The 16,292-nt window shown below is 37.7% G+C and carries 11 protein-coding genes, 3 tRNA genes and 2 pseudogenes; 9 read left to right on the top strand and 7 right to left on the bottom strand.

The window, feature by feature from the left end; translation table 11 throughout:
• Window positions 1-98 precede the first annotated feature (98 nt).
• Together porQ and D9R05_RS06780 are read right to left on the bottom strand one after the other, a co-directional pair.
• Window positions 99-1,118 (bottom strand): type IX secretion system protein PorQ, encoded by a 1,020-nt coding sequence (gene porQ, locus D9R05_RS06775; RefSeq protein ID WP_121666516.1) that lies wholly within the window; start codon window positions 1,116-1,118, stop codon window positions 99-101.
• Window positions 1,119-1,226: 108 nt separating this feature from the next.
• Complete coding sequence (locus tag D9R05_RS06780; protein ID WP_121666457.1) at window positions 1,227-2,156, bottom strand: FKBP-type peptidyl-prolyl cis-trans isomerase; 930 nt, start codon at window positions 2,154-2,156, stop codon at window positions 1,227-1,229.
• A gap of 78 nt (window positions 2,157-2,234) precedes the next feature.
• Between D9R05_RS06780 and D9R05_RS06785 the strand changes: the two genes are divergently transcribed.
• Together D9R05_RS06785 and D9R05_RS06790 are read left to right on the top strand one after the other, a co-directional pair.
• Window positions 2,235-2,618 carry an RNA-binding S4 domain-containing protein gene (locus D9R05_RS06785; protein ID WP_121666458.1) on the top strand — a complete coding sequence of 128 codons (384 nt, stop codon included), beginning with the start codon at window positions 2,235-2,237 and terminating at the stop codon, window positions 2,616-2,618.
• 20 nt (window positions 2,619-2,638) lie between these two features.
• A complete protein-coding gene (locus D9R05_RS06790; protein WP_121666459.1) occupies window positions 2,639-3,142 on the top strand; it encodes a phosphoribosyltransferase family protein in 504 nt (167 codons plus the stop codon).
• On the opposite strand, the gene D9R05_RS06795 is transcribed toward D9R05_RS06790, so the two are convergent.
• A complete protein-coding gene (locus D9R05_RS06795; RefSeq protein WP_121666460.1) occupies window positions 3,134-3,655 on the bottom strand; it encodes a shikimate kinase in 522 nt (173 codons plus the stop codon). The two genes, D9R05_RS06790 and D9R05_RS06795, sit on opposite strands and share 9 nt — an antisense overlap.
• Window positions 3,656-3,778: 123 nt before the next feature.
• On the opposite strand from D9R05_RS06795, the gene D9R05_RS06800 reads away from it, so the two are divergent.
• The 6 genes and pseudogenes from D9R05_RS06800 to D9R05_RS15790 form a co-directional block, all read left to right on the top strand.
• Window positions 3,779-3,851 (top strand) — tRNA-Lys (locus D9R05_RS06800).
• 31 nt (window positions 3,852-3,882) lie between these two features.
• Window positions 3,883-3,955 (top strand) — tRNA-Lys (locus D9R05_RS06805).
• 33 nt (window positions 3,956-3,988) lie between these two features.
• Window positions 3,989-4,072 (top strand) — tRNA-Leu (locus D9R05_RS06810).
• Between the two features lie 603 nt (window positions 4,073-4,675).
• Window positions 4,676-5,708, top strand: a pseudogene (locus D9R05_RS15780) (IS256 family transposase); the annotation flags it as partial.
• Between the two features lie 303 nt (window positions 5,709-6,011).
• Window positions 6,012-6,383, top strand: a complete 372-nt coding sequence (locus tag D9R05_RS15785) for a transposase (RefSeq protein WP_449405553.1) — start codon at window positions 6,012-6,014, stop codon at window positions 6,381-6,383.
• 172 nt (window positions 6,384-6,555) lie between these two features.
• A pseudogene (locus D9R05_RS15790) lies at window positions 6,556-7,350 on the top strand (transposase); the annotation flags it as partial.
• 148 nt (window positions 7,351-7,498) lie between these two features.
• On the opposite strand, the gene D9R05_RS06825 reads toward D9R05_RS15790, so the two are convergent.
• Both D9R05_RS06825 and D9R05_RS06830 read right to left on the bottom strand, forming a co-directional pair.
• On the bottom strand, window positions 7,499-10,885 hold the full coding sequence (locus D9R05_RS06825) for a T9SS type A sorting domain-containing protein (RefSeq protein ID WP_121666461.1): 3,387 nt from the start codon (window positions 10,883-10,885) through the stop codon (window positions 7,499-7,501).
• A 195-nt stretch (window positions 10,886-11,080) separates the two neighbouring features.
• Window positions 11,081-13,003: a M1 family metallopeptidase gene (locus D9R05_RS06830; RefSeq protein ID WP_121666462.1), complete on the bottom strand. Its 1,923-nt coding sequence runs from the start codon at window positions 13,001-13,003 to the stop codon at window positions 11,081-11,083.
• A gap of 368 nt (window positions 13,004-13,371) precedes the next feature.
• Between D9R05_RS06830 and D9R05_RS06835 the strand changes: the two genes are divergently transcribed.
• The gene (locus D9R05_RS06835) at window positions 13,372-14,664 is read left to right on the top strand and encodes an OmpA family protein (protein WP_121666463.1); all 1,293 of its coding nucleotides are present in this window, start codon (window positions 13,372-13,374) and stop codon (window positions 14,662-14,664) included.
• A 122-nt stretch (window positions 14,665-14,786) separates the two neighbouring features.
• On the opposite strand, the gene wecB is transcribed toward D9R05_RS06835, so the two are convergent.
• Window positions 14,787-15,863, bottom strand: a complete 1,077-nt coding sequence (gene wecB, locus D9R05_RS06840; RefSeq protein ID WP_240462989.1) for a non-hydrolyzing UDP-N-acetylglucosamine 2-epimerase — start codon at window positions 15,861-15,863, stop codon at window positions 14,787-14,789.
• Window positions 15,864-15,946: 83 nt separating this feature from the next.
• The gene (locus D9R05_RS06845) at window positions 15,947-16,291 is read right to left on the bottom strand and encodes a phosphomannose isomerase type II C-terminal cupin domain (RefSeq protein WP_121666465.1); all 345 of its coding nucleotides are present in this window, start codon (window positions 16,289-16,291) and stop codon (window positions 15,947-15,949) included.
• Between the last annotated feature and the right edge of the window lies 1 nt (window position 16,292).

Here is a 16,292-nt window from a genome sequence, read left to right on the forward strand (position 1 = left end):
GCTATGCAGTTTTAGAAAGCGAAAATACTGCTATTTTAAAGAAGTAGCCAATTTCTTTGGAAAGAAAAATTTATAGTGAATAAAATATAAGTCTAAAATTATTGTAGATCTATATTTAATCCAAAAAAGCTAGAACTCGCAGCGCTATTGTAACGTGCATAACTGTAACTTAATCGCAGTTTATTGAATTTTATAGAAAAACCACCACTTAAACCGGCAAAAGAACGCTGATCTTCAATTCTTAATTCCTCTCCTCTTCTAAAACTGTAACCTAAACGAATATTAAAGCCGCCTTCCGGAAAAAGTTCTACGCCTAAAATGGTATGACGCAAAGCATTATTAAAAAAACCGGGATCGTTTGCTTGCACATTTCCATCTAAATCAGTTTCATCGCGGGCAGTATTTCTAAAAGCAATATTCCATTGCTGTAAATTTTCTAACGTAATATGCCATCGTACAGGAATATCTTTTACTTTTTGAGAAATTCCTAAACCAACTTCCAAAGGTAATTTTTCATAAACTTCATCGTAGGCTGTAAATTGCGTTCCGGCATTTCGTAAAACTCCAGCAATAACCAAGTCCCAATCTTCGTAATAATAGGTAACTCCCAAATCTAAAGCACCACCAAGCGAAGTATATTGCTCTAATTTTGATGAGATTAGTTTTACGTTAGCCCCAATATAAAAGTCAGAAAAAGGAATATTATAAGCGTAACCTAAAGAAAGTGCTACTTCTCCTCCTCCGAACTCTCCGGTTGCTTCCCCAAATTCATTGTACCCGTTAAAAGTCCCGTAGTTTATATAATTTACACCAGCATGAAAAACCTGTGTCCTTCTATCATACAAATAGGCGTAAGAAGCTGTTCCATAATTTACATCGCCTAAATAGTTGACGTAGTTTACAGAAAGTTGGTTATCCATTTCGGCATTGATATTTGCCGGGTTAAAAATAGCAGAAGTCGGATCGTAATCGTAAATGGTAAAATTTTTTCCACCCAATGCAGCTTGCCTAGGTGAAGCCACCAAGTTTAAAAACTGATATGTATATTTTCCTCCTATTTGTGCTTGTAAAGTAAAAGCAACAAAAAAGCAAGAAAGAAAAACCCAGGTTTTTTGCATAGACGCAAACATAAACGATTTACAGTGATAGAAACGTTAGACTTTTTATTTTATTTTTCAATAAATAATAATCTACTTTACTATTATCAATTCAATTGACTTACGTAACTAATTAACGTCTGGATCTAAATAATCTGGCGTCCCATCATTATTATAGTCTAGAAATGTGATTTCATCAATAGTAATAATTCCATCGCCATTAGCATCATTCACTTCAATCTCTTCAGAAGTTGGAGTTCCATCGCCATCGTCATCAGGATCGCGAAAATCTAATAAATCGTCTCTATTAGAATTATCTTCTGAATTAAAAACCTGATCCCCGTTTAAATCTTCGTAATACGAAGGAATTCCATCTCCATCATGGTCTGCTAAAATACCCTTATATAATTGAAAAGAAAAAATTATCGGCTCATAAGGAGCTATTTGAGTAAGACTTGGTGGTTCTGCAAAATAAGCCAAGCCAGAAGGAATAAAAACAGCTCCCAAACCATAGTCTTCTGAGTAAGTTAAGGTACCATCCTCATTTTCAGTAACGCTTGAAGCTCCTCTAAACTCCATTAAACTTTGTACAAAACCTTTTATTATTCCATCGGAAGGAAAATCAAATTTCACTGGATTAATCGCTTGATCAAATAAAGTTTGATCTAATAATTCTCCTCGATAAGTTAATACTACTTCATCTGCAAAAGTTGGTTGATATTCTGTTGGTGCACCTTCATCTACTTGTAAGTAATATAAAGTATACTCTATCTCATTTTGAGTAATAGTTTTAGATTTTAAAAACTCTGAATCTATAAGCGGCACTACGTCATCCGGAGAATCCTCGGTAATATCTCTAAATTCTATACGATCATAATTTGCATTTCCCACATTAGGAACAACCACATAATAATGTGTTTGCAAGTAATCTAAAATTTCGGCTTGATTTTCTTGATAGACTTCTGCTTCATCTCTAAGACTAACTCCATTGTCATCATCATCTGAACAAGAAAAGAAAATAAAGACACTAAATAAAAAGATTAATTTTGTTAATTTCATTATTGCATATTTTTGAGGGTGCAAGATACAATTTTCTTATATTTTTGTTGAAGCGAATCTATATTAAATAACTAGCTTATGAGAGTTGATAAATTTTTGTGGTGTGTGCGCTATTTCAAAACAAGGAGCATAGCTACAAAAGCTTGCAAGAAAGGACAGGTTAGAATTGCAGATGAAGTAGTAAAACCTTCGCGAGAGGTTTATCCTACTGATGTGATTAAAGTTAGGAAAAACCAGATTAATTATGTGATTGAAGTGTTAGATTTACCCGAGTCTCGTGTCGGCGCCAAATTGGTAAATCTTTATTTAACAGATATTACCCCAAAAGAAAACTTAGAAAAATTAGATTTATTAAAATATTCTAAAGATTATTACCGAAAAAAAGGTACCGGAAGACCAACCAAAAAAGACCGTCGAGATTTAGATGATTGGTTTGAAAATGGACCTGAGGACGAGAAATAAAAACTTTACAAAGAAAAGAAATGAAGAAACCTGAAGCTACATTGATTTTAAACGATCATCAAATTCAACAAAAAATAAGAAGAATTGCTTATCAAATTTACGAGAATAATATTGATGAAAAGGAAATTATAATTGCCGGAATTGCAAAAAATGGTTTCATCCTTGCCGAAAAATTGAAAACATCATTAGAGACAATTTCTCCCATAAAAATAATTTTATGTGAAGTATTAGTGGATAAAAAAAATCCACTATCGCCTATAACAACCTCTATTTCACCAACAGTCTATCAAGATAAATCTATTGTATTGGTAGATGATGTATTAAATTCAGGTACAACACTTATTTATGGAGTTAAGCATTTTTTGGACGTCCCTTTGAAAAAATTTCAAACAGCTGTTTTAGTGGATAGAAGTCACAAAAAATATCCGGTTAAAGCCGACTTTAAGGGAATTTCTCTATCTACCTCTTTAAGTGAAATGGTAGAAGTAAGTTTTAAAAATCCAAACCAAGTAATTTTACAATAGTTTTTTTTCTATTTGCTGGGCAATTTCCTCAACACTTAATAAAGAACTATCTACAATAAGATCACTTTGCATATAATAAAATTGACGTTCAAATAGATGCTTCCTTATATAATCTTCTAAATCATCTATGCTGTTAATATTTTTCAGCAAAGGTCTATTTTCTTGTTCTTTACTCAACCGATTTGTCAACGTGTGTAAATCTACTTTTAAGTAAATTAAATACACTTCTTCGTCATTTTTTAATTGTTCTAAGTTATCTGCATAACATGGAGTACCGCCTCCTAGACTTATCACAACTTTGTTTTTGGACTCTAAAACTGATTTTAACACCTCATTTTCCTTTTTTCTAAAATAAATTTCACTTTTTTCAGAAAAAATTTTCGGAATAGATTTTCCTTCAACAGCTTCAATTTTTTTATCTAGATCTATAAAATCATATCTTAACTTATTGGCTAACAACTCCCCCACATTAGATTTTCCACTTCCCATATAACCGCATAAAACTATTTTCATCAATCTTCTATTTTAGAAATTTCAACTTTTTTTAATCTTTTACAAATTTATAGCATTTTAGACTTGATAAATTAATAATAGATGTTATATTTGCACCCGCATTCGCAAAACGAATGTTGAAGAGATCTGGTAGCTCAGTTGGTAGAGCATCTCCCTTTTAAGGAGAGGGTCCTGGGTTCGAGCCCCAGCCAGATCACTTTTTATTGTTCATTAATATTCTACAAAAAGATCTGGTAGCTCAGTTGGTAGAGCATCTCCCTTTTAAGGAGAGGGTCCTGGGTTCGAGCCCCAGCCAGATCACTTTTCTTTCACATTATTTCCACATAGAACCTAGCCCAGGTGCTGGAACTGGTAGACAGGCATGGTTGAGGGCCATGTGTCCGTTAGGGCGTATGGGTTCGACTCCCATCCTGGGCACTTTTTAGAGGCTTACTATCCTACTCGGAGCTATTCAAAAAACCTTTTATTTTTACTTTCACAAAGAAGCATTAGCTAATAAACAAATACTAATAGATTTATTAACTCTTATTTTAAGAATTAATTTCTTAACGGGTTATGTTATAAAATTGAAACTTTAAAAAATACTATCTAAATGTCTATTATAGAAGTAAAATAATAAAGAATCACCTTATTAAACCAGCAACTTTTCAACCAATAACGATTTATAGGTATCTGATTACATTAAAAAGAACTAAACACCCGCAAAAGGTAAGCTCGCGTATTTCAGAACATTTTATGAATATAAGTTTAGTGTTCTGATGTAATTTATTTTCCAAAAATCTTAAAACAATTTCCAATTTGTGGAAGAGGAATTTATAGACTTATCAGTATTTTTAAAAATCAGTTTGGGTATATGTATATTTAACTCTATTATATATGTAAAGCTGAACCATTAAGCTATTTAAAATATGTTTTTTAATGTAGTGTAATTTATAGTTCATGGCTGTCTCATAAACCATGTAAAATAGAAAATAATAGGGATCGCGACCACTATTATCTTATTGACTAATTTCAAATTTTATACATTATGGAAAAGAAGATTTATTTGGTGATGAATTCTTGAAATAATTCAAAAGTGGTGATAAGCTCAATGGATTTTTAAAGCAACTGCAGAAACGTTGCATTGAGAAAATGCTAGAAGCGGTATTGGATGATCATCTAGGCTACAACAAGAGCCAAAAGTCCGACAATCTCAACACCCGTAATGGTTTTGGTCAAAAAAAGTCCGCACCTTCTTTGAAGAATCCCACATCTAGGTTCCCATGGACCGAAACGCTTCCTTTAACCCAATGATTGTTCCTAAACAGGAAGGGTGTAGAGAAAGTCATTATATCGCTCTAAGCTAAAGAAATGAGCAATAGTGATATCGAAGAACGGATCAGAGAAGTTTATAATTTTGAAGTTCTCATTTATACCATTTTTAGGATTACCGAAAAGGTTACTAGAAAATATCACGGCCTGACAGAACCGTCCATTAGAACGGGTGTATCTTATTCTGTGGATGGACTAGATCATATTCAAAGAACGGAAGAATTCCAAGGTGATCAACAAACAGTCGGGCTTCGTAAGGACGGAAAGAAAGAAGTGTCGGAACTTTGGCAGGATAAAAATGAATCTGTAACCTTTTGTATAAGTGTTCTTACCGATATAAATCCAGAGAGACCGAGAATAACCTGAACGATTTTACGTATACCATCAGAAACATGTTCCAGAAATATAAAACCTAATCTGTGTAATACATCAAATACGTTATGTTTGCAGATATCTAGTGGAAGGTAAAAGAGACTTTTAAGACAGATCTGAAACATACCTACAACACTCCTTGGTAAGCTGTCAAAGCTGCCCTGGATGATTTTGAAGAGCTATGGGAAGGTGAGCATTCTTTTGCCTTAAAAAACTAAAAGGAAAACTGGGAAGATCTGAAAGTATTATTTGAATTCCCTCCGGAATTAAGAAAAACCATTTATACCACGAATCTTATCGAAAAACTCAATGGAAAAAACAGAAAGTACACTAAAAATAAATTATCTTTCCTACAGATGAAGCAGTAATTTAGCTACTAAAAAGTGATCAATACAAATCAGAAACTGGGCTTTATTTTAAATCAGTTCCTTATTATCTATTAAAAACTTAAAAAAGTCCAGCCCTTGTTATTTTAACTTTCCATACTTTGTGAGGTAGTGCCTTTAATTATTTCTCTTGAATTCTGAAATTGATAAGAATCATCTAAGTACAAAAAAAAGAGATTGTCTGAAAAGGCAGCCTCTTGCTATTGGACTATTTTGAGTTTTTTAGTATTTTCTTGTAATGAAAGCTAAAGTCGTAGTTAAGTCTTTTACCTCCAAGTTATGATGATTTGGTGCCTGTAAATCATCCTGTTAGAATCGTCAATACGATTATTGATCAAATCGACATCGCTGACCTGGAGCGAAGTTACAAAGGCGATGGTACTTCCAGTTACCATCCTCGGATGCTGCTCAAGGTGACCATCTATGCCTTCAGAGGCAAACCCTTAAAAGGGAAGTTTAAAAATATCTTCAATCAGGTGGTTCTTTTACTGGTCGACCAGGGCGTATTATCCCTAAAGGAACTTTTTGTGGATGGCACTAAGGTAGAGGCCAATGCCAATCGTTTTACTTTTGTATGGGGCAAATCCATCAAGAACAGTAAAGAGCGTATTAAAGAAACAGCTGCGAGAACTATGGTCTTATATGGAAGAGGCTTATGACCAAGAACAACTGCTTCCCAATGAACCTGATTTTAAGGCTATCGATCTAGATGAAGTAGCCAAAACCATTAATACCATTAATGACGCATTAAAAGATAAGGAGAGCGATAAAAAAGTAAAACAAAAGCTCAACTATGCCAGGAAGAACTGGCCCGGGAACCTGAAGAAATACCAAAAGCAGGAGGCTATACTGGGCAAACGCAACAGCTATAGTAAGACAGACCCCGATGCTATATTTATGCGGATGAAAGATGATTACATGCAAAATGGGCAGTTAAAACCCGGGGATAACCTGCAGGCCTCCACTAATAACCAGTTCATCACCAATTACACCTTAGCCCAAACCACCGCAGATACCACTAGCTTAAAAGACCACTTGCAAGATCATATAGACTCCTACGAACAAGCTCCTCAAAGCCTTACCGCAGATGCCGGCTATGGCAGTGAAGAAAATTATACCGATTTGGAAGAAAAAGAAATTACTACTTATGTGAAATACAACTACTTCCATAAGGAGCAACGCGATAAAAAGCACCAAGAAAACCCATTTCATCCAGACAATCTTTTTTATAACAAGGAAACCGGTACGTATTATTACCCGATGGATCAGGCCATGAAGAAATTAAGAAGTTATGAGAGTGAAACCACTACTGGCTTTAAGCAGCAAATCCATCGGTATCAGACCGCCAACTGCAAGGGATACCCTTTGCGAAAAGCCAAAGGGAACAGGGCTATCGAGCGTAATCACAATCTGATTCGTCTCAAGGAAAAGGCCAGGACTCTACTACTAAGTGAAGAGGGAATAGCGCATCGCAAAAGAAGATGCTGGGATGTAGAAGCCGTCTTTGGAAACATCAAGCAAAACATAGGTTTTAAGCGGTTTATGTTACGGGGAATGGATAAAGTAACTACTGAAATAGGATTAATAGCTATGGAGCACAACTTAAGAAAATTTAGTATTGCATAAAAAGGGGGACTCTTTGCCTTTTTTTATCAGAATGAAGATTCACAAAAAAAAATAAGCGCTTCTTCTTAAAAAACATCTATCAATAAAAAAAGGCCATCTAAATACTTTTTAGACAGCCTTTTTTTAATATAAAATTACTACAGAAATATTATTCAATAATTAATTTATGTGTAGTTGTTGATTGACTTGAAGTCAAACTTAAAATATACATGCCGTTTGCTAATCCGCTTAAGCTGATTTCTTTTTTAGTCTGATTCATTTGTTCTTCAAACACTACTTGTCCGTTTAAAGAAACTACTTTCAATTCAACATCTTCTGCCGAATTCATTCCGGTGTCTATTGTAAATCTACCTTGTGAAGGGTTGGGATAGACTTTCACGCTAGTGATAGAAGTTTCATCATTTACCCCTAATACTCCTCCACGCTCAAAAGCTCCGATATCTCGTGTTCCATCTAGGGTAAAATTACGTTGATCGTTAAAAGTATCATTCGGATTTCCGGAATCGATTCCGTCACTTCCATCCATTAGTTCTATGGTAAAGGTTTCTCCTCCGTTATCTTGTAAAGTCCCTAACATCGGGGTCACACCTACAATATCATTGGCAGACGCTGTAAATACACTCGCATCATCATTACCAACCAAGTTATAATCGCCTGAACTTACAGTTCCAAAAATATCCTGACCAGATACGGCTGTATTTTCCGCTACCAAAGTATTGGTCATCTGGAAATCAGTCATACTTGAAATACCACCCCCGTTAACAGTAGCCGTATTATTTGCAATAGTGACAGCGTTTAAGGTCATTTGATCATTGTTAAAAATGGCACCACCATCGGTAGTTGACGTATTTCCGGCGAAGGTACTTCTTAGCACTGTAGTTGTCCCGGAATCGTTTAACAACCCACCTCCGGTCATGGTAGAAGCTTGATTATTTGAAACGGTTGACGTTTCTATATAAAGGTCTCCGCCATTATTATAAAGTCCACCTCCGCCATTTCCGGCTGCTAAATTATCGTCTACAGTGGTCATTATCACATTCATCATAGAACCGGATTGGTTCCAAAGTGCTCCCCCTTCGGCAGCTGCTTCATTACCCGTAAAAGTAGCTTCGTTAATCGTCACGGTTGTATTCATCCCGGTTACGTGAATAGCTCCACCATTACCGGGTGCCGCAGTTCCTGCAGTTCCGTTTACATCATTATCGGTCATGGTCGAGGTAGTAATCATTAACGTTCCGTCGATTACTTCAATAGCACCACCGGCTCTGTTCGCTGAATTTAAATCAAAATCAGTATCGGTTATCGTTACCATACCATCGGTAGATAATAATCCACCTCCGGATCCGGAAGCTCCTGTGGCCAAGTTACTTGAAATCATTGTTCCATTGATAACATTCAGAGTTCCGCCATTATTAAAAATAGCACCTCCACCATTATCGGCAGCAGCTCCACTTGCCGTATTACTTTCTAATTGCATTCCGTCTACGGTCATTTCGCCAACACTATTCCAAAGCGCTCCGCCTTCTGCAGCAGCCGTATTATTCATAGCCATACCTCCGGTAATCATCGCATCACCATTTCCGGTAATATGCAGCGCACCACCGTTACCCGGCGCAGCACTGGCTGAATTTCCTAAGAAATCCACATTGCTAATCGTAAGCATACTGCCATCAACTGCATTTTCCTCTATAGCACCTCCGGCACGAACCGCAGTATTACTATTAAATTCCACATCACTAACACTAAGGCTTCCCATATCATTAAGGATTCCACCACCGGAACCGGCTGCTCCATCTGCTGTATTATTAGAAATTACAGCAGAATTTTGAACGGTCAACATTCCTTCTGCGTTAAAAATACCGCCGCCGCCTTCATTGGCCATTGCACCACTTGCCGTATTCGCGTCAATTGTGGTTCCGTCAACGGTCATGCTCCCGCTTCCGTTCCAAAGACCACCGCCTTCTAAACTGGCAGTATTTCCACTTACAGTTCCTCCGGTTATCATACTGTCTCCGGGACCGCTGATATGAAGACCACCACCGTTTCCTGGATTTGCAGATACGTCATTATCTAATAAGTCAACATTCGTCATCGTAAGCATACTGCCACTTACCGAATTTTCTTCAATTCCTCCACCGGCGCGCACAGCTGTGTTTCCGCTGATTTCAGAATCATTTATTGTTAGACTTCCTTGGTTATTAAGGATTCCTCCTCCGGAACCTGAAGTTCCGTCTACTATATTATTCGAAATTACAGCAGAGTTTTCAATACTTAATGTTCCCATTTCGTTAAAAATTCCGCCACCGCCTTGATCGGCCATTGCACCACTTGCCGTGTTCGCATCAATGGTGGTCCCATCTACCGTCATGCTTCCGCTTCCATTCCAAAGTCCACCGCCTTCAGCGCTGGCAGTATTTCCACTTACCGTTCCTCCGGTTATCATACTGTCTCCGGGACCGCTGATATGGAGTCCCCCTCCGTTTCCGGGGTTTGCTGCCGCATCATTATCCATTAAATCAACATTCGTCATCGTAAGCATACTACCGCTTACTGAGTTTTCTTCGATTCCGCCGCCGGCACGAACAGCTGTATTTCCGCTAATTTCAGTATCAGTTACGGTTAAACTCCCTTGATTATTTAGGATTCCTCCACCGGAACCTGAAGTTCCATCAGCAATATTATTAGAAATTACAGCAGAATTTTCAATATTCAATGTCCCCATTTCATTAAAAATTCCTCCACCACCTTGAGCTGCCATTGCACCACTTGCAGTGTTTCCGTCAATCGTAGTTCCATCAACCGTCATGCTTCCGCTTCCGTTCCATAAACCACCGCCTTCTGCAGCAGCTACATTATTATTTACGGTTCCACCCGTAATTTCAGCATCTCCGGCTCCGGTAATATGCAAACCACCTCCGTTCCCCGGAGCGGCAGTAGCCGGAGCAACTCCAGCGTTATTGTTGTCTAAGTTCACATTATTTAGTGTAATATTTAATCCGGCACCTGAATTGTCTTCAATTCCGCCTCCTGCTCGATTCGCTACATTGTTAGAAATCTCCGAATCATTTACCAGCAAAGTTCCACCGGCGTCTACATAAATAGCACCACCCGATCCTGAAGCTCCATTAGCCGTATTATCCATTAAATTACTATCACTGATGGTAAGGGTACTGTTTGCTAACTTTATAGCACCGCCATCATCGGCTACTCCATTGATTATATCAACATTATTCATCGTAACCGTACCCGATGTGATGTTAAAAGCTCTTCCGTTACTGTCGGCATCGATAACAATATTAACAAGTGTCCCTCCGTCTATTGTAATTGATTTATCAATTATGAGTTCACTGTTTAAGGTTACTGTAGTAACTAAAGCTCCAAATGTAATCGTTCCACCAGATGGGGTGTCCGTAATTTCTTGTCTCAAGGTTCCGTCAGAACCATCATCTAAGCCACTCGTCACCGTTTGTGCTGTGACGGGCATAAAAAACAACATTGCTAAACTTGTCGCAATGAGATAGGTAAATTTTTTCATAGGTAAATTTTTATTGGTTTATAATCTTGTAGAAAATTACGCAGGCTACCGAACTGTGGTTTTAGATTTAACGGTATTTAACGTCAAATTAACTTGATAATCAGTTTTTTAACAACTCTTAAGAAATTGAATCTATAAATAAAAAAGTCTCTTGTAAATAAGAGACTTTTTAAACTTTATCTTATCAATGAACGATTATTTTTGCTCCCAAGTGTCATTATCAGCCTGTATATCGGGAACTTGTTGTTGTGCATCAAACTGCACTTTTTCCACTTCTTTATCCGTTTTTAAAAGATAATCCCAAGTATCCCCTCGTTGCCATATTTCCACAGGTAATCGCTGGTTTTCGGTACTCCCGTCCGCATAAGTAATTGTCAGATTAACCGGCACAGGGATTTCAGCATTGTTTGCCACGCTAATCACATAACCCTCTTCGTGAGTTACTACCTCTTCTACGGCAATATCGATATTTCCATTCCCATAAAACCATCCTTTCCAAAACCACGCTAAGTTTTCGCCGGCAACATTTTCCATATGATTAAAAAAATCGGTTGGTTGCGGGTGTTTAAACGCCCAAGTATCAATATAAGAAGCAAATGCACGATCAAAACGTTCCTCGCCGATAATGTATTCACGCAACAAAATAAGACCGGTAGCCGGTTTATAATAAGCAGTATAGCCTAAATTTCTTAGATTGGTCACATCGGGATAATTATCTATTCCTTCACGACTTTCTTTTTGCAAATAATCAGTTAAACGGCGCGTCTTATCTAACCGACTAGGGTATTCTCCTTCATTAAAAGCCAAGGTACTGTAATGATTAATAAACGTATTAAAGCCTTCGTCCATCCAAGCGTAACGACGTTCGTTACTTCCTACAATCATCGGAAACCAATTATGACCGAATTCATGGTCAGTAACCCCCCAAAGCGAACTCCCTTTACTTTTCCAGCTGCAAAAGCTTAAACCCGGGTATTCCATTCCACCGATATCGGCAGCTACATTCACTGCACTCTTATACGGGTAAGGAAAATAACGACTCGCATAAAATTCTATTGAAGCTTTGGTATATTCAGTTGAACGTGTCCAAGCTTCTTCCCCATCACTTTCTTTTGGATAAGCCGATTGTGCAATTGCCTTTTCCCCATTCGGAAGGTCTATTTGTGCCGCATCCCAAATAAAAGCCTTGGATGAACCAAAAGCCACATCACGCGAATTTTCCATTTTAAAGTGCCATGTTAAATTCCCTTCTTGTACCGGTCGATTACTTCTTTTCCCTATTTCGTTAGGTCGTACTATATAAACGGTCTCATCGCTTTGTTTAGCTTTTTTTAAACGAGCTTGCTGCTTGTTAGTTAAGACTTCTTCCGGATTTTGCAGCACTCCGGACCCCACTACAATATGATCGTAAGGAACAGTTACTTTATAATCATAGTCACCATAATCCAGGTAAAACTCTCCGGCGCCTAAATAAGGCTCTATATTCCATCCGACTACATCATCGTAAACGGCCATCCTTGGAAACCATTGTGCCATAGCATAAATAGTCCCGTCTTTAACATTTAAGCGTCCCATTCTATCCATGCCTTCCACAGGAACTTTATAACTGAAATTCATGGCTACTTCTACAGCTTCCCCACTCTCCAAACTTTCGGCTAACATAACTTGCATACGGGTATCGGTTATTGTGTACTGTACCTTTTCTCCTTCTACTGTTAATTCAGCTATGGTATAGCCGCCTTCAACATCACCATTGTAGCGATTTCCTTTGATTGGAGTAGTTAAACTTCCTCTGGAATTTTCCGCAAACCGATTTTGTTCCAAGTAAAGCCATAAATAATTTAAAGCTTGCGGACTATTATTAGTATATGTAATATGAATGCTTCCGTTAACAACATGGGTTTCCTCGTTCAGCTTAACTTCAATCGTATAGTCAGCAGCGTTTTGCCAATAGTCTGGTCCGGGCCTACCATCGGCGGTCCGGTATGTATTACCGCGACGATACATGGAATCATCAAATAAGGACTGGTTGTTTTCTTGAACCTTTGGCGTTTGCGCTGCCAAAACCATTGGAAAAAGCGCTAAAAAGACGCTTATACTTTTGCTAAGGAATCTCATATAATCGAATTGTTTTTAATTTTTCCAAAAATAACAAAATGAACTAAAGCAAGAAATGCAGATGTTTAAAATTTCTCGTTTTTAAAAAAATGATTTCACCACAATTCTTTGCGATAAACTTAGAATGCACTTAACAGAAACACAATCAATTCATTAAGATTTTTTATAACAAAAATATAACAGTAAAGCCCGCGTTTTCGCCCTTATCAGTGATTTGTGTCCTATTTGATGTTAATTCATATTAAAAATATCATAAATAAATTATAAATAGTAAAGCACATGGCTTGCTCCGCTTTTAAAAACCGTTATATTTGTCCAATAGATTATTAAGAAAATCAATCAATCTTTATTAGAAAATCTTAGACATTATGAATTTGAAGAAAATTACACTCTTAGCAGCCTGCACCTTATTGGGTGTTTCTGCTGTTTCTGCCCAAGATACGATGGACGATCAAGGGATGGATAACCAGAATGATTTTAACCGCTGGTCGATAGAATTGGAAGCAGGGGTACATAAACCTACAAGAGCTTTTGCTCCTGGATACTACACTAATTCACCAAGCTTTGGACAGGGTGGACTTGGAGTACGTTATATGATTACCAACCGCTTTGGTTTAAAACTGGACGGAGGTTATCAAAGTATTGAAAGTGATGATGAGTCACTTGAGTTCAAGAGCCGTATCATTAGAACTTCTTTACAAGGGGTTGTAAATGCAGGAGACATCATGAACTTTAGAGAGTGGACTAATACCATCAACGTGTTATTTCACGGGGGACTTGGTTATTCAATACTAAAAGCTGAAGAGCCATTTGAGCAAGGAAATGATGAAATGCTTAACCTTATGGCCGGTATTACGCCACAAGTTAAATTAAGCGATCATTTTGTACTTACCGGAGATATCTCTGCAATCGGAAACATTAGACAGTCGTATACCTATGATGGTACTATGCGAAATAATATTCCTGGTGTAGATGGTTTTATGGTGAATGCATCGCTGGGACTTACGGTTTATTTAGGTAGTGCTGAAAAACACGCTGACTGGTACAACCAAGAGAGTAAGCTTGAAGAAGAAGTTGAAACTTTGCAAAATCGTTTAGATGAAATGGAAAACGATATGCAAGATACGGATAAAGATGGAGTACCTAATTACTTAGATCGTGAGCCAAATACGATGAATGGTGTAGCGGTTGACAGTAAAGGTGTTGCAGTGGACAAAAACGGAAACGGTGTACCGGATGAGATTGAAGACTCACTAGATAAGCGCTATGCAAAATCAGGTTCTAACAACACGGTTAAAGGAGCTGATTCAGGAACAATCAGAAAATTAATCGATGAAGGTTATGTGAATGTTTACTTTAAGTTTAACAGTACTGAACCGGAAGCATATTCATTACAATCGGTAAACTACCTTGTGAAGTATATGATGGAGAACGAAAGTGCTGAAGCAGAACTAATCGGTTATGCTGATGAAATCGGTGATCCTACTTACAATAAGAACTTATCGGAGCGTCGTGCTAAAAAGGTACACGATATCTTAATTGCTGCGGGCGTTGACGAAAGTAGATTGAGCTACACCGGAAGCGGAGAAGACAATTCTGTAGATAAGTCATCTAACGGTGCTCGACAGTTAGTAAGAAGAGTAACGTTTAAATTAAAATAATTTAATCTAGATTAAATTATTTTGAAATAAAAAAAAACCGCTTGAGAATTCAAGCGGTTTTTTTATAGCTTATATTTAAATCAACAGAAAACAAGACTTAATGTAAAGTGGTTACTTGCTTACTATGACTGAAGAACATGCTGCTGGATGGCATTTACGATCCGCTCACAAGCTTGCCCGTCACCATAAGGATTATGACGTTTACTCATCTTCTCAAAAGCTTTCGGGTTGGTTAACAAATTCAAACTTTCTCGCACGATGGCCTTACTATCGGTACCGACGAGTAGAACAGTTCCGGCTTCTACCGCCTCCGGCCGTTCCGTCGTATCCCGCATTACCAAGACCGGCTTTCCTAAACTAGGCGCTTCTTCTTGAACCCCTCCACTATCCGTAATAATTAAGGCAGAACGATTCATTAACCAAATAAAATCTTGATAAGCTAAAGGCTCAATAAGTTGTATATTTGGAACTTCACCCAATATACGGTTCACCGGCTCTTGCACCTTAGGGTTTAAGTGTACCGGATAGACAATCATAAGTTCCGGTTTTGTTTGAGCGATAGTTTTCAAGGCTTTACAAATACGTTCAAAACCTTCGCCATGATTTTCGCGTCGATGCCCCGTAACTAAAACCAATTGACGATCATCTAATTCCGATTCAAAATTCGCCGCCCATGCACTGGGTTGCTCATTTATTTTTTTTACACTGCCTAATAACGCATCGATAACCGTATTTCCCGTTACAATAATTGTTTCCTCGGGAATATGTTCTAGCAATAAATTAGCTTTTGCGGTTGTTGTGGGTGCAAAATGAAGATCTGCTATTCGCCCGGTCAACTGTCGGTTCATTTCTTCCGGAAATGGGGAACGCTTATCAAAAGTACGTAAACCCGCTTCTATATGGCAGACTTTTGCACCGGTATAAAAAGCTGCTAAACTTGCCGCCATGCTAGTGGTTGTATCCCCATGAACATACACATAATCCGGCTTAAACTCTTCCAAAACCTCTTTTAACTGCACAATTATTTCAGCTGTTAATCGATGTAAATTTTGATTAGGTTTCATCAAATCCAAGTCAAAATCCGGGGAAATCTCAAAGAATTGCAATACCTGATCTAACATTTCTCGATGTTGTGCCGTTACGCAAACCTTCGTTTCAAAATTTACTGTTTCTGTAAACTTTTTCACCAAGGGCGCCATTTTTATGGCTTCCGGACGTGTTCCAAATATAATAAGGTGCTTTGTTTTCAAAAAAATAAGAGATTATAATTCATACTGCATCATTAATCACGACTGTAATCATCTTGAAGTCGAACAATATCATCTTCCCCAAAATAAGTACCTAATTGCACTTCTATAAACGTACATAACCCGGACTCTTTCGGGTTTTGAATACGGTGTTTTGCTCCTTGTGGAATCTTCACCACCTCTCCAACATGATAATCGGTCACTTCCCCATTAATGGTTACGCGCCCTACTCCCTCGACAATCGTCCATATTTCGGAACGCTTATTATGATACTGATACGATAAACGTTGTTGAGGATTGACCTCTACCCGTTTTACCTTATACGATTTTTCATCTTCTAATACCCAGTATTGACCCCAAGGTCTTTTATCGTGTTCCATA

The organism is Mesonia aquimarina, assembly GCF_003667275.1.
GTDB classification, from domain to species: Bacteria; Bacteroidota; Bacteroidia; order Flavobacteriales; family Flavobacteriaceae; genus Mesonia; species Mesonia aquimarina.

What these genes read in the sequence shown, in the direction of transcription:
- porQ (WP_121666516.1), bottom strand. Translation starts at nt 1,118, where the DNA reads ATGCAAAAAACCTGGGTTTTTCTTTCTTGCTTTTTTGTTGCTTTTACT.
- D9R05_RS06780 (WP_121666457.1), bottom strand. Translation starts at nt 2,156, where the DNA reads ATGAAATTAACAAAATTAATCTTTTTATTTAGTGTCTTTATTTTCTTT.
- D9R05_RS06785 (WP_121666458.1), top strand. Translation starts at nt 2,235, where the DNA reads ATGAGAGTTGATAAATTTTTGTGGTGTGTGCGCTATTTCAAAACAAGG.
- D9R05_RS06790 (WP_121666459.1), top strand. Translation starts at nt 2,639, where the DNA reads ATGAAGAAACCTGAAGCTACATTGATTTTAAACGATCATCAAATTCAA.
- D9R05_RS06795 (WP_121666460.1), bottom strand. Translation starts at nt 3,655, where the DNA reads ATGAAAATAGTTTTATGCGGTTATATGGGAAGTGGAAAATCTAATGTG.
- D9R05_RS06825 (WP_121666461.1), bottom strand. Translation starts at nt 10,885, where the DNA reads ATGAAAAAATTTACCTATCTCATTGCGACAAGTTTAGCAATGTTGTTT.
- D9R05_RS06830 (WP_121666462.1), bottom strand. Translation starts at nt 13,003, where the DNA reads ATGAGATTCCTTAGCAAAAGTATAAGCGTCTTTTTAGCGCTTTTTCCA.
- D9R05_RS06835 (WP_121666463.1), top strand. Translation starts at nt 13,372, where the DNA reads ATGAATTTGAAGAAAATTACACTCTTAGCAGCCTGCACCTTATTGGGT.
- wecB (WP_240462989.1), bottom strand. Translation starts at nt 15,863, where the DNA reads ATGGCGCCCTTGGTGAAAAAGTTTACAGAAACAGTAAATTTTGAAACG.
- D9R05_RS06845 (WP_121666465.1), bottom strand. Translation starts at nt 16,291, where the DNA reads ATGGAACACGATAAAAGACCTTGGGGTCAATACTGGGTATTAGAAGAT.